General features: G+C 68.7%; 13 protein-coding genes. 3 read left to right on the top strand and 10 right to left on the bottom strand.

Annotated elements, in window-relative coordinates:
- Window positions 1-119 precede the first annotated feature (119 nt).
- The 3 genes from ACIA76_RS19600 to eccB all read right to left on the bottom strand — a co-directional run bounded on the left by ACIA76_RS19600 (window position 120) and on the right by eccB (window position 3,609).
- A complete protein-coding gene (locus tag ACIA76_RS19600; protein WP_397153248.1) occupies window positions 120-1,643 on the bottom strand; it encodes an MFS transporter in 1,524 nt (507 codons plus the stop codon).
- 114 nt (window positions 1,644-1,757) lie between these two features.
- Window positions 1,758-2,129: a hypothetical protein gene (locus tag ACIA76_RS19595; protein ID WP_397153247.1), complete on the bottom strand. Its 372-nt coding sequence runs from the start codon at window positions 2,127-2,129 to the stop codon at window positions 1,758-1,760.
- 70 nt (window positions 2,130-2,199) lie between these two features.
- Complete coding sequence (gene eccB / locus ACIA76_RS19590; protein WP_397153246.1) at window positions 2,200-3,609, bottom strand: type VII secretion protein EccB; 1,410 nt, start codon at window positions 3,607-3,609, stop codon at window positions 2,200-2,202.
- A gap of 96 nt (window positions 3,610-3,705) precedes the next feature.
- On the opposite strand from eccB, the gene eccE reads away from it, so the two are divergent.
- Window positions 3,706-5,439, top strand: coding sequence for a type VII secretion protein EccE (gene eccE, locus ACIA76_RS19585; RefSeq protein ID WP_397153245.1), 1,734 nt, complete (start codon window positions 3,706-3,708; stop codon window positions 5,437-5,439).
- A 54-nt stretch (window positions 5,440-5,493) separates the two neighbouring features.
- Here eccE and ACIA76_RS19580 read toward each other — a convergent pair whose 3' ends face one another.
- The 7 genes from ACIA76_RS19580 to ACIA76_RS19550 all read right to left on the bottom strand — a co-directional run bounded on the left by ACIA76_RS19580 (window position 5,494) and on the right by ACIA76_RS19550 (window position 10,006).
- Window positions 5,494-5,778, bottom strand: a complete 285-nt coding sequence (locus ACIA76_RS19580; RefSeq protein ID WP_397153244.1) for a WXG100 family type VII secretion target — start codon at window positions 5,776-5,778, stop codon at window positions 5,494-5,496.
- A 28-nt stretch (window positions 5,779-5,806) separates the two neighbouring features.
- Entirely contained in the window at window positions 5,807-6,124 is a 318-nt protein-coding gene (locus ACIA76_RS19575) for a WXG100 family type VII secretion target (protein ID WP_397153243.1), read from the bottom strand.
- A gap of 77 nt (window positions 6,125-6,201) precedes the next feature.
- Window positions 6,202-6,987 carry an ESX secretion-associated protein EspG gene (locus tag ACIA76_RS19570; protein WP_397153242.1) on the bottom strand — a complete coding sequence of 262 codons (786 nt, stop codon included), beginning with the start codon at window positions 6,985-6,987 and terminating at the stop codon, window positions 6,202-6,204.
- Window positions 6,984-7,997 (bottom strand): PPE domain-containing protein, encoded by a 1,014-nt coding sequence (locus tag ACIA76_RS19565; RefSeq protein ID WP_397153241.1) that lies wholly within the window; start codon window positions 7,995-7,997, stop codon window positions 6,984-6,986. The genes ACIA76_RS19570 and ACIA76_RS19565 overlap by 4 nt, the downstream gene beginning before the upstream one ends.
- Window positions 7,998-8,021: 24 nt before the next feature.
- The gene (locus tag ACIA76_RS19560; protein ID WP_397153240.1) at window positions 8,022-8,327 is read right to left on the bottom strand and encodes a PE family protein; all 306 of its coding nucleotides are present in this window, start codon (window positions 8,325-8,327) and stop codon (window positions 8,022-8,024) included.
- Between the two features lie 12 nt (window positions 8,328-8,339).
- The gene (locus ACIA76_RS19555) at window positions 8,340-9,689 is read right to left on the bottom strand and encodes a hypothetical protein (RefSeq protein WP_397153239.1); all 1,350 of its coding nucleotides are present in this window, start codon (window positions 9,687-9,689) and stop codon (window positions 8,340-8,342) included.
- Window positions 9,686-10,006: a type VII secretion target gene (locus tag ACIA76_RS19550; RefSeq protein WP_397153238.1), complete on the bottom strand. Its 321-nt coding sequence runs from the start codon at window positions 10,004-10,006 to the stop codon at window positions 9,686-9,688. Before ACIA76_RS19550 ends, ACIA76_RS19555 begins: the two co-directional genes overlap by 4 nt.
- A gap of 279 nt (window positions 10,007-10,285) precedes the next feature.
- On the opposite strand from ACIA76_RS19550, the gene ACIA76_RS19545 reads away from it, so the two are divergent.
- Window positions 10,286-11,398 carry a MinD/ParA family protein gene (locus ACIA76_RS19545; RefSeq protein WP_397153237.1) on the top strand — a complete coding sequence of 371 codons (1,113 nt, stop codon included), beginning with the start codon at window positions 10,286-10,288 and terminating at the stop codon, window positions 11,396-11,398.
- Between the two features lie 8 nt (window positions 11,399-11,406).
- Window positions 11,407-12,555, top strand: a complete 1,149-nt coding sequence (locus ACIA76_RS19540; RefSeq protein WP_397153236.1) for a hypothetical protein — start codon at window positions 11,407-11,409, stop codon at window positions 12,553-12,555.
- Window positions 12,556-12,587 lie beyond the last annotated feature (32 nt).

The following is a 12,587-nucleotide window of genomic DNA, read 5'->3' as shown; positions in this document are numbered from 1 at the left end:
GCGAAATTCGAGAATAGTCAACTCTCGAATCCCCAACATTTGCAACGGCTTTGGAGATTCAAAATGGATCCGCATGGTCTTTGGAATCTCTTGATAATCCGGAATTCTCTTGAGGATTCCTATCGGGATACGGTCGACTTCGCCGAACGCGCAGCGGATACGAGGATCGCGACCACCATGACGGCGACGACGGCGATGGTGGCCAGCAGCCCGTGCCGGTAGCCGGCCAGGAAGGCGTTCTGCACGGCGTCGGCCACCCGCTCACCGGCCGACGTCGCCACCGCCACACCCCGGCCGACCGAATTCGCGCTGACCACTGCCCCGTCGTGGGACGGGACTTTCGCGGGCATCACGAGATGGTCGTGATAGCCCCGATCGACGAGGCTGCCGACGATCGCCACGCCGAGCAGCCCACCGAACGGAATGGCGGTCGCCGTCGCCGCCCAGGCAATTCCATTGCGGGCCAAGGGCAGGGCCGCACTCATCGTGCCCAGCGCGACCCGCAGCACCACGGCGAAACCCACGCTCACCACCGTCACCATGGCCACGATCGGGCCGAGTTCACCCTTCGCGTCGGCGGGAAGGCCGGTGGCCAGACCGTTCAGCATCGCGGTCAGACCGACGACGAGGGTGGCGGGAATTCCGAAGCGACGCTGCAATTCCGAGCCCACCTTCACCCCGATCACGGTCGCGCCGCATGCCGGAAGAAACAGCAGCCAGCCCGCGACGATCGGCGTATGGCCGCGCACGGCCTGCAGATATTGAACGATCAGGAATACGCTCCCGAACAACGCCATAATCGCGCCGACCAATGCGTACATCGCCGGGCGGACACGGGTATCCGCGCGCAGGAAGAAATCGTGCGGCAGACTGCCGCCGCGCCGCCTGATCGCCGACCACACCAGCAGCGCGACCCCGGCCACCATCGTCGCCACGACCGCCGGCGCGGACCATCCCCAATCCGGCGCCTGCACCAGGGCGAACATCACCAGCCCGAAACCCAATGTCACCGTGCCGATCGTCGGCCAGTCCACCGCGGCGGTCCGATCCGCCGGTGTGGCCGGGACGAATACGACGACCCCGATCAGCGACAGCACCGCGATGGCCCCGAGCGCGGCCACCACCCGCGGCCACCACACATGATTCAGGATCAGGCCGCAGATCAACGGAACGACGGTCACACCCGCCGCGCAGCAACCCGCCCAGACGGTGACGGTCTTGGCCCGTTCGAGGACGGACCGGCCGATGGTCGTGAGGATCGAGAGCGTCGCCGGAATCATGACCGCGGCGCCCGCGCCCATGATCACGCGAATCACGATCAGCGGGATCGAGGTCGTCACCAATGCCAATTCCGCCGCGGTCCCGCCGATGTACAGCAGATAGCCGCCGACCAGAACGCGTTTGGCGCCGAACCGATCCGTGAGCGCGCCGCCGATCATGAGCAGTGCGGCGAATCCCAGGACATGCGCCTTCGGAATCCATACCGAGGTGCGCATCACGGGCCGGTCGCCCAGCTGCTGCAGCAGCGTCCCGACCGCGATGCTGTGGGCGGAGGTGTCCACGCTGGTGAGGAAGCTGGTGGCCCACAGGACCACCAGCACCACGCCGCGACGCTGTCGCGAAAGGTCCATCTCGCGTGTCATGGTTGTCTGTACATCCCCATCCGGGCTCGGCCGTCCGATTTTCAATCGGAAGTGTCGGCCATCGGAGATGAACGTGCCATACCAGGGCCGGTCAACTCGTCGGATCGGCCGCGATCACCGTCGGCGGTACAGACCGTTCGGATACGCGTCGCCGGTATCGGGGCGATAGCGCAGATACAGTTCGGCCTCCGCGCCGCGCAGTCCCGGCCGCTCGTCGTCGCCGGGCACACCCTCGACGAATCCGACCTCCCAGGCGAGGATCGTCTCGATCTGCGCCGCCGACAGCACCTCGTCGGGCATCGGCTCATCGCTCGCGGCGAGACCCCCGTCGATCGCCGTGGCGCTCACCAACGTCACACGCAAGGCCGCGGGATCGGTGATACACCGCCCCGCCGCGTCGAGCGCATCCGGTTCGACGACCACACAGACCCCGCCGACGGCCACGACAGCGGCGCCGTTCGCATATCTGCCCACTATCCGCGGCATGAGCCCTCCCAATCGAATTCGAATCCACCTCGGCCGCTCCGGTGAACGGCCGATGAACACGCCGTGCCCATTACCGAGGCGTGCCGTCGGCGCGGACGACGTCGCGGGCGATCAGGGCCGACTGCCGATCCAGCATGGGTCCGGCGGGGAGCTGGCTGATGATCTGCCACGGCGCGAGTTTCGGCTGGGCCAGGCCGAGTACGGCGGCGGTGGCGGCATCCGGAATGCCGAACCGCACGCCGGTGTCGGTGATGTAGAACAGCGCATCGCGCCGGGTGCTGTCCGGCTCGACCCCGGTCGCCTGCACGAATTCGCCGGTGGCCGAAGGGATATAGGCGGAGTAGGCCGAGTCTGCGGCCACCAGTACCAGCGGCTGCGCGCTGGGGGCCAGGGGCAGCTGTGTGCCGACCAGCAGCTGCAGCCGTGCCGCCGGATCGTGCATGCCGCGTGTCCACGACGCACAGGCCATCGGTGTGCTGTCGGCCGACACGATGGCCGGGCGCGTGGGCGGGAACTCGTCGATCGGCAGGCTGTGCACGATCGGCAGGGCGCTGATCGCATCCGGGGGGAGCAGCGGAATCGCGGTCAGCCCCATCGAATTCGCGGTGCGCAGCACCTCCGCGGTGAACTCGGAGATCCGCTGCAGCCCCTCGGTGAGCACCACATACGGCGTGGAGCCGTGTACCCCCTCGACCCGGATCACCGAGCCGACGACGATGCTGCCGTCGCGAATCGTGCTGGGCGCCCCCGCATTCGGGATCGCGGGTACGAGCAGGTCTGGCGCGGACACCGTGGCGTTCAGCAGCCCGGTTCCGATCGGCCGCGGCCGAATGTTCTGCAGCTGCAGCGCGGAGACGATCGCGTTGTTGCCCATATCGATTCGAGCGTGTTTGCCGTCGTAGACGAGATAGGTCGCACCGTCGCGGGACGCCAGCAGCGCCTCATCGGCCGCCGCCGGGCGGACTCGCGGGCCGAACTGCGGAATACCGTCCAGGACAGTGGTTTTCAGCCCCGAGGTCGTATCGTCGCAGAGCGCCCAGGCGGAGCGGTCGCCGTCGACCGGTCCGGGCAGCGACGCCGGGGCGCCGGGTATGCCGAGCAGCGGGCCGCGAGACAGCGACGAGAGCTTGGAATCCTTGACGGACGTGGGTGATTCGCTGCTACCGGTGATCAGCCGGGCCGAGGCCAGATTCATCGCCGGATGCAGCGTCTTGTCCACCATCGCGTACAGCGCCCCGCTGTCGGCGCCCATGATGATCTTGGCCTCGCCGACCTGACCCTGCGGCCGCAGGAATGCCAGCACCGCGCATCCACCGGTGACCAGAACGGCCAGCACCAATCCGGTGATCAGTGACCGGAATTGGATGCGCATGGGATCGTGCAGCATCCGCACATCGCGACGCACCAGTGCGTGCTCGAAACGTTGCAACAGAAATCTATAACCATTGACCTGTGCCCGGGTCGTCAACTGTGCCGGCACTTCGACTCCTCCACCACGCGCATGAACACCGTGCGCATGAACACGCAAATTCGGCTGGCGTGTGGGAGGCTACCGCACGGCAGGGGTGGGCGCTGAATGGATTTGGAGTTGTGCGCAATGGGTGACGTCACCATGTCGGAAAGGGTCATTCCGGGGGCCGCGGAGATTCCGCCGCTGCGTTCGGGTCCCCGCGGATTGTTCGGATGGTTGCCGTTGTCGGTGGTGCTGCCGTCGGCCGCCGCTGCCGCCGTCGCGGGCACCGTGACCATCGCATTCCGCGGATCGCTCTGGGTGGCACTCGGTGTGGGCCTGGGAATTGCGGCGGTCGGCGGGATCCGGCTGCAGAAGACCAATATCTGGCGAATTCTCGCAATGCGATCGGCGCTCGGGTGGCGCAATTGGCGCGGCACTGGTATCCGGCCGTACGACGAGCCGTTCGAGGTCCCGGTGCCGGAATCCGGCGGCGCCCGCTGCGGAATGCGCTGGGACGGCCGTCATCTGATCACCATGCTGCGGGTGGACCGCACCGACGTGACCCCGACCCTGCTGCGCTCGACCGAGATCCGCAGCGATGCGGCCGTCTCGCTCGCCGAGGTGGCGCGGTGCGTATCCCAGTTCGATATCCGGCTCGCCGCCGTCGACGTCGTCACGTTCGGCGTCCGCACCCGGGGCCCGCGCGAGGTGGTCCGGCTGTACGAACAGCTGCTCGGCCCGCTCCCGGCGGCCGCGGCCCGAACCGTCTGGCTGGTCCTGCGATTCGATCCGCTCGACAATGCCGAGGCCATCGATAATCGCGGCGGCGGACAGGACGGCATGATCCGCACGGCACTGGTCGCCACCCGCCGGGTCGCGGGCCGCCTGGCCACCCGGGGGATCCGGATATCCATGCTGACCGCCGCCGAGCTGGCCGCCGCGGAGGCGGCCACACTGCACGACACCGATCCGCGGGACTGGGCCGAAGGGTGGCGTGCGCTGCGCGGCAACGATATTCGCCTGGCCGGTTACACCGTCCGCCCGGAGCGCCTGGACCCCGATGCGCTGGCCGCGGTGTGGGCGCTGCCCGGCGTGGCCACGCTGACGCGATTGCGGATGACCCCCGCGATCGGCTCGAATACGCCCACGCGGCAAACCGATACGGTGGCCCTGACCGCGCTGGTCCGCCACGATACGGACGACGAGGAGCCCGAGTGCGATCGGACTCCGGCCGGACTGGGATTGCGCCCGCTGAGTGGTTCACAGCGCCGAATCCTGATGGACGGCGGGCATCCTGGTCCGTCCGCCGCCGCCCACGGTGTGCCCGCGGCCATGGCCCGCTTCCTGGTGCCGACCGGCGGCTGCGGCCAGGTGATCGGCGCGACCAGCGACGGATTCGGTGTCGCGGTGCCGCTTTTCGGTCCGGCCGTGCGGCGGGTGGAGATCGTCGGGGGCCTGCGCCTGGTGCAGCTGATGATCCTGCGCGCGATAGCCGTCGGCGCTCGGGTGATCGTGCACAGCACGCGACCGCAGGTGTGGGACCGCCTGGTGCGCGAGGTCGATGAGCCGGAGGCGCTGTCGGTGTCGTCGCAGGGCGGCGCGCAGCACACCGCCGCGGCCACGATGATCGTCTACGACGGCGTCGCCTCCACTGGGCAGGTGTCCGAGGCGACGGCCGTCCATTTCGGCTCGATGGCCCAGACCTCGGCCGCGATCCTCGCCGCCGATGTCGTGCTGATCGAATCCCCGGACGATCCCGGCGAGGTGCTCATTCGCACCGCGGGTGGTGAGGTGACAGTTCAGCTGGTGTGGATTCCGGAGGAGTCCCGATACCTCGGCGTCGCGGATCCGGCCTGACGAAGTTCGGGCCCGCCGCCCCATGGCGACGGGCCCGAACTCCGATCCATCCGGCTACCAGGTGAAGTCGTCCGCGACCTTGGTGTCGGTGTGCTGGGCCCTGGACAGCGCATCCTGGACGTGCTGCTTGCCCTTCGCCAGGGTGTCGAGCAGATCCTGGAGATCGGTCATCAGGGTGTCGTGCTTCTGCTTGAAGGCCACGGAGGAGGTACCTTGCCATGCCTGGCTTGTCAGCTTGGTCGCCGCGTCGATAGCATTCTGCCGCTCCGTGGAGATCTGGGTGTGGTAGGTGCCCAGGTCGGTGATCAGGTTATTGACGGTATTCGGGTCGTACAGCATTGTGGCGTATCCGTTCTCGATATTCGAACTAGTTGTAGGTGCTGCTCAGGGACGTGAATCCGGACGTGCTCTCGTGATCCGAGGTCGCGACCGTCTTCTCACCGGTGTTCAGCGCATCGGAAACCGCGCCCAGATCCTTGTTCACCTTGCGGATCTTCTCGTCCAGGGCGTTGGCGAAGTTCGTGAATGCGGTATTGGCATCGCCCTCCCAGCCGGACTTCGCGTCCTGGACCGAAGTGTTCAGAGCGTCCACCGTCTTGTTGATCGGGGGAATCACGGCGGCATAGTCGTTCGCGTGCTTCTGGAAATTGACGAAATCGAGGTGCAAGGCATTTTCGCCGGGCATGGTGTTTCCTCTCGAAAAGTGGGTGGTGTGACAGCGCCGGAGACGCAACTCCGGACGATTGGGAATTCGCGCGCGAATTACGGCATCCAACGACCCTCCGGCAACGATTCGATCTGCGCGGCTATCGCATGCGCCAATCGACGATCGCTGCCCGGGGCGAGGGTGGTCCAGGCCTGCCCATCGGGGGCGATACTGCCGCCGCCGATGATGCGCCCGACCGCGGTGTCGTACACGGCGGCGGTGGCCGGAGAACGGACGGCACGGCCTTCCCGATGGGAATAGCAGACCAACTCGGCGAGCGAATGCCATTGCCGCAGCGCCGATCCGAGGGTGATCGCGTCGGCCTCGGGCATGCCGAGCTGATAGGCGGCGGACGCGTGGCTGGTCTCGGGGTGGTCGAACCGCTGCCGCAGCTCGGCCGTCGGCGCGGTGAACGCCGGGATATCTGCGGGCGGACACGATCCGAGCGCGGCCAGCAGCGGGCGGGCCAGCACCTCGGGATCCTCATCGCCCCATACCGTATGCACCCGCAGCTCCTCGCCGACGCGGACCGCGAGGGCATGGTCGAGGCCGCGGCGGGCCAGGCAGACGCGATGTAGCGTGCCGCCGCGGCGAATTCGCAAGACCAGCTGGCGATCCGGGCGGGCCAGCGCGAACAGCGCGGTGGCCAGATCGTCGTCGAGGACGTTCCCGTCGTGGTCGAAGACGCCGCGGTCGCGCAGATCCGGCCACGCGGCGGCGCGCGCGGCGGCGAGGCCGGTGTATTCGATATGTCGCGGGCGCAGCGCGAGTACGGCCGGGAGGGTCTGCACGCCGAGCGCGTCGGCGACCGCCAGGACGGCGTCGGTGGTCAACGTTGTCACCGTTCCTCCACCGGCACGGCAGGCCGTCCGGTCGCGCTGGCGCCCAGAACGGCTGGTGCCGTGGCGAATCCGGCGTCGGCCACGATCCGCGCGCCGAGATCTCCGGCGTCGGCGGCCGCGGCCCGGGATACGTCGGGCTGCGGGGAGCGCGGGGATTCGACCGCGGTCCGGGGCGGTATCGGCGGCGGGGCCGCGACCGGCTGGGCCGCCGCCATGACCGGCGCGGCGGCCGCGGTCGGCGCGCCGGTCGGGAAGGGTGGCAGCACCGGCTGCACCACCAGCGATTCGCTGCCCACCGGAACCGTCGGCGGCGCAACCACATTCAGCGCGGATAGATCGACCGGCGGCGCCGACTGCAGTGCGGGCTGCGTCACGACGCCCGCATCGGCGGGCGGGCCCTGGGGTGTGTCGCCCGACGGTGCGGGCGCCTGTTCGGCCTGCAGAGCGGCACCCGCGGAGACCTCGGGCGCCTGGTCCTGCTGCCATGATTCGGCCAGATCCACGCTGGCCGCCTCGTAGGTGCGCATCACCTGCGCGGCCTGATCACGCAGCGCGTCGAGTTGCTGTTCGGCCGAATCCAGCAGTCCCGCAAGCGGTACGCCGAGCAGACTGCCGTGCACCATATCCTCGACCGTGTGCACGGCCTGGGCCATCTCGGCCACATGCGGCATGGCGAACCGAGCGATCTCATAGGAGGCCGCCTGTTGCGCGGCGGTCGTGGCATTGTGTCGAGCCGCGGTGGTGATGTCGTCGAGCCAATCGGCCAGCTGTCCCAGCTGTGCCAGACCGTCCTGGCTGGAATGGGATCCCCAGGCATCGCCCACGACGGACAGAATGGCTCGATATTCCGCGGCGGCCCCGCCCAGGCCCGCGGCGAGCGCGGCGTAGCCCAGGCCGGTTTCGGCCATCGGCGCCGTACCCGGCCCGGTCGTCAGCTCGTGGGCGAGCTGTTCGGCCGGGACCGCATCCCACACCGTGCCGGTGAATCCGGCCTGCGGCGATTGGACCATCGCGTCAATCCTCCTCTCGCGGTGCTACATCAGGGGTTGGAACATCTGGACGGAGTCGTTGTCGGAACCCTCGTGCAGATCCGCGTGCGAGCGCAGGTTGGCGGCGATCTTGCGCAGTTCGCCGACACCGCTCAGATAAGACTGCCGAAATGACGTGCCGACCTCGTCGAGGGTCTGCGCGGTCCGCACCGACACCGGGTCCAGGGCCGCGGCCACTGGATGCAGTGCGGGGGACCTATCGCGCAGTCCGCCCTCCAGGCCGTCGGCGAGCGCGTCCAGCCGACCGGCGGCCAGCCGGGCGAGTTCGTGATCGAATGCGATGCGACTCATGGGAATTCTCCTCTACAGACTGAACGGGGTGTCCGGGTTGTCCGCCGGAACGCCGCCGATGACCGGTGCCGTGGTGTCGTCGTCCGCGGCACCGACGAGCTCGTCGCCGTGCCGGGCATCCACCAGAGCCTCGCCGCCCTGCGCCGGGCGGGCCCGGCCGCCGAACCCCATCGCTGCCGCTCCGGCGAGCGGAACGATCGGCGGCAGCGCCTCGGCTTCCACCGTGGCGGCCGTGGTGGCGCCGATGGTCGTGAATCCGGCCGACCTCGGCGACGCCGCGGCGACGCCGTCCGCCTGCCACTGGCCCAGGGGCGCGGCCGCGGGATCGGTTGGCGCGCCGCGTAATCCGCCGTATCCGCCGATCGAGCTCGGCGTACCGGCCGGGGTCGGGCCGACCGATGCGGCGAGTGTGGCGACCGGGGCCACCGGGGGTGGAACGTGGGCGGTCACCTCCCGGCCGATCTGCTGTGCCGCCGACATCAGCGGCTGTATCACCTGCTGCAATTCCGAAAACAGCTGCTGGAGAACCGATTGGCTCGACTGGGTCGACGCCGGTGCGGACTCCGCGTGCATCGGTGCGGACTGGACCGCGGCCTGGTGCGCGATATGCGTCCCGGTCGGCTTCGGGGTCGACGAGGCATGAACGAGCTTGGGATGCGGTGGTTTCCGGGTCGGTACGCGATCGCCGACCTTGGTCATATGCGTCGCGTGTGCACCCAACTTCGCCTTGGTGTGCGCGGTGATCGCGACCGCCTCGGTGCCGGTCTCGAGCGCGGTGGCCAGCAGCGCGGCCTGTCCGGGCGGGGTCGCCAGGGTGGGGCCCAGCGCCGCGCTGGTCAGCGCGAATCGTGCTGCCACCGCGGCCATTTGGACGTAGCCGGTGGCCACGGATTCGGCGGCACCGCCCATCGTGAGGTGCATCCCGGCGGCCTGCTGGGCGATCGCCCCCGAGGTCGCGTACGTATCGGTCGCCGCGGCGGTGGCGGCCCGGGCTCCGGGGCTGTCCATGGACTGCAGCAGCTGAATTCCCGCGGATACCAACTGCATCGCGGTGTTGACGGCCTGGGTCACGTTCTGCAGCACCGTCTGCGGATTGAGCGCCCCGGTCGCGCTCAGCTTCCCGTTGCCGAATCCGCTGAACAGATCGGTGATCGGCTTGACCAGGGCGGCGGGGTCGAGCGGCGGTAGCGGCGGCAGACCGGGCAGCGGCGGGAGCGGCGGGAATTGCGGCAGGGCGGGCAGGCCCATACCCGCCAGCACCTGCTGGACCGGCTGACCGAGCAGTGGGGCGACCGGGGTGTCCTGCAGCGCAGACAGCACGGTGGGATGCAGTGGCTCCGCGAGGGTTTCGGCGGATTTCATTTCTCTGCGACCGCCGGGGGCGTGAAGGATTCCACGTTGTTCCGCTCGGTGTGCTCATAGGACGCGGCCGCGGCGTGGGAGGTCTCCGCGGTGCCGGTGCAGATGTCGGTCAGCCCGGACAGCGCGGCGAGATGGTTGGCCTGGGCATAGGCGAAACTGGCGAGGAACTCCTGGCCGATCAGTCCGAATACCGGTACGGCGGCGGCGATGCTCGCGGCCTGATCCACGGCTCCGGCGACGGCGACCGTCGCGGCCATACCCTCGGAGATGTCACCGTACTGATGGAATATCTGCGGCTGCACATTGACAACGTTCATCGCGGCACCCTCCCGGGGTTGATCGGCGAACTCGATACCTACACGACTCATTCGAGGAATCTAGTGAGCGCCATGTGGTCCGCAAGTGCTGCGTGACCGGCGGATCCTACTGTTCACCCGGCCGTTGACTGCGCCGGTCGGCGAGGCGCGCAAGCGCGCTCGAATATGGAGAACTATTGGTGAACAAGCGGTTCGAACGCCCACTTCGGCGAGCGACGCCTACCGTCTGCCCGCATGCTCCCCGTAGCACGACAGGTGCGGAGGAGGTGAAGCGCGATCGTGACTCAGTATCACGAAATCCCGATGCTCCCACCATGGTTGGCACAGGATATCGACAACGAGGAGCCATTCGAGCCTGCCGCGCCACCGGATCCGGTGGTGCCGAGGGCGGATTCCGCTGCCGCCCAGCCGCAGTGGCACCCGATCGCTCCGCCGGTTCATCCGCCTCAGCGGCACCAGCAGCCGTTCGTACTGAATCCACAACCGCCACTGGACGATATGCTGCTGCGCCGGGCGACCAAGCGATCCGATTCGGGCTGGCGGCGCGCGGTGCACCATCTCTCCGGCGGCGCCCTGAATCCCCGCGTATCGGCGGGGGAGCGGTATCGCCAAGAGCTGCTCGCGCGCATCCATCAGCCGCTGCACGGCGACCATCGCATCGCCGTGCTGTCGCTGAAGGGCGGCGTGGGCAAGACCACCACCACGATGGGCCTGGGCTCGATCTTCGCCTCCATCCGAGGCGACCGGGTGGTCGCGGTCGACGCCAATCCGGACTTCGGCACCCTGTCGCAGCGGGTGGCGCTGCAGACCCGCTCCACCGTGCGAGACCTGTTGCTGGATGAGCGGATCCACAGCTACGGCGATGTGCGCAGGCATACCTCACAGGCCACCAGTCGATTGGAAGTGCTTGCCGGGGAACGCGATCCGGCGGCGTCGGAGGCGTTCAACGAGCAGGAGTATCGTCGGGTGGCGCGAATCCTGCAGCGTTATTACAACATCATCCTCACCGATTGCGGTACCGGCCTGATGCATTCGGCGATGGCGGGCGTGCTGGATCTGGCGCATTCGCTGGTGCTGGTCTCCTCGTCCGCGATCGACGGCGCCCGCAGCGCCGCCGCGACCCTGGACTGGCTGACCCTGCACGGCCGGACCGCTCAGGTGCGCGACGCGGTGGTGGTGATCAACCTGCCTCGCCCCGGCGCTCCCAATATCGACATCCAGCAGCTGCGCGAATACTTCCTGTCGCACTGCCGAGCGGTGCACATCCTTCCCTACGACGCCCATCTGTCCGAGGGCGCCGAGATCGACCTGACCTGTCTGCACAAGAACACCGAACGTGCCCTGGTCGAACTCGCCGCCACCGTCGCCGACAACTTCGCCGATCGCATATAGGAGGTCTCGTGGCGTCGTCCGGCTCCTCGGATTCGTCCCAGCCCCTCGAAGTCCATATCGACGATCTGGTCAAGGCGGGCAAGGATTTCCAGCATCTGCAGGACGTGCTCGACGGCATCGTCTCCAGACTGGGCTCGCACCTCGACGGCCTCGGCGAACCCTGGGGCCACGACGATATGGGCAAGAAGTTCTCCGAGGGCGCCTCGGGATATCTCGCCTCCCGCGACGCGTTGATCGGTTCCAGCGGTGCGCTCCCATCCTTCAAGTCGGTGTTCCAGGTGTACGGCACCGACCTCGTCGAGGCGGGCGACGCGTTCCAGAAGGGCGAGGACGTCTACGGCGAGGCGTACATCAAATCCATTGGCTCCGGCGGTGATTCGCCCCCCGATCTCGGCAACCACGACGGTAACGGCGGCAACGGGAACGGGAACGGCAATGGGAACGGGAACGACGGAGGCAACGGCAGTGGCGGTGGCCAGGGCAGCGGCGGCGGTCACGGCAGCGCGGGCGGTGGCAAGCCGGGCGGTGGCAGCCCCGGTGGTGGCGCCCATTCCCCGTCGTCCCCGCCGAGCACACCCGGCCTCGGAAGCGGTGCTTACGGCAGTCCCGGTGGTACCGGGTCCGGCGGCGACATCATTCCGTCCAATGGCACTCCTCTCGACGGCACAGTGCCGGACCTGCCCGGCACCGAGATCCCCGCGCTCGGTGGATCCGGAGCGCCGGGCGCGATCGAACCGGGCGATCTCGAGGGCCTGCTGCCCGGCGCGAGCGGCCCGTATCTGATTCCCGCAGAGCTGAATCCGTTCACCGGGGAAGCCGGGATCCCCGGCGGCCGGATACCGGCCGCCGGCCCGCCGGGCGCCCTCGGCCCGGAGCCGATCGCCGAGACCCTCGCCAGAAAGCCCTTCGAGGGCGAACAACTCCTGCGCCCGAACGGCCCGGCCTCGGCACTGTCGCGGGCCTCCGCGGGACAGGGCGGCATGCCGTCCCTGCCGTCGACGCCGGGTTCCGGCGGCGCGCGCGAATCGACCGACCCCGGACGCAAGAAGCGCCGCGGCGACCGCCCCACCCGGGTGATCACCTCCACCACGGACCCGCTCGGAGACGAGGGCGGCGTCTGGGACCGCCCTGATGAACGGCGGACGTCCGAATCGTGAGTGCGGCGGGCGCGCCGCCGAACCCGTCCACC

Source organism: Nocardia sp. NPDC051570 (assembly GCF_044454005.1).
Lineage (GTDB): Bacteria > Actinomycetota > Actinomycetes > Mycobacteriales > Mycobacteriaceae > Nocardia.
Note: the sequence above shows the minus strand (reverse complement) of the source record. Positions and strands in the feature narration are given on the sequence as shown.

Bases quoted from the DNA above. Each gene is read 5' to 3' on its own strand.
- eccE (WP_397153245.1), top strand. From the start codon at position 3,706: ATGGATTTGGAGTTGTGCGCAATGGGTGACGTCACCATGTCGGAAAGG.
- ACIA76_RS19555 (WP_397153239.1), bottom strand. From the start codon at position 9,689: ATGAAATCCGCCGAAACCCTCGCGGAGCCACTGCATCCCACCGTGCTG.
- ACIA76_RS19580 (WP_397153244.1), bottom strand. From the start codon at position 5,778: ATGCTGTACGACCCGAATACCGTCAATAACCTGATCACCGACCTGGGC.
- ACIA76_RS19595 (WP_397153247.1), bottom strand. From the start codon at position 2,129: ATGCCGCGGATAGTGGGCAGATATGCGAACGGCGCCGCTGTCGTGGCC.
- ACIA76_RS19575 (WP_397153243.1), bottom strand. From the start codon at position 6,124: ATGCCCGGCGAAAATGCCTTGCACCTCGATTTCGTCAATTTCCAGAAG.
- ACIA76_RS19560 (WP_397153240.1), bottom strand. From the start codon at position 8,327: ATGAGTCGCATCGCATTCGATCACGAACTCGCCCGGCTGGCCGCCGGT.
- ACIA76_RS19550 (WP_397153238.1), bottom strand. From the start codon at position 10,006: ATGAACGTTGTCAATGTGCAGCCGCAGATATTCCATCAGTACGGTGAC.
- ACIA76_RS19565 (WP_397153241.1), bottom strand. From the start codon at position 7,997: ATGGTCCAATCGCCGCAGGCCGGATTCACCGGCACGGTGTGGGATGCG.
- ACIA76_RS19600 (WP_397153248.1), bottom strand. From the start codon at position 1,643: ATGACACGCGAGATGGACCTTTCGCGACAGCGTCGCGGCGTGGTGCTG.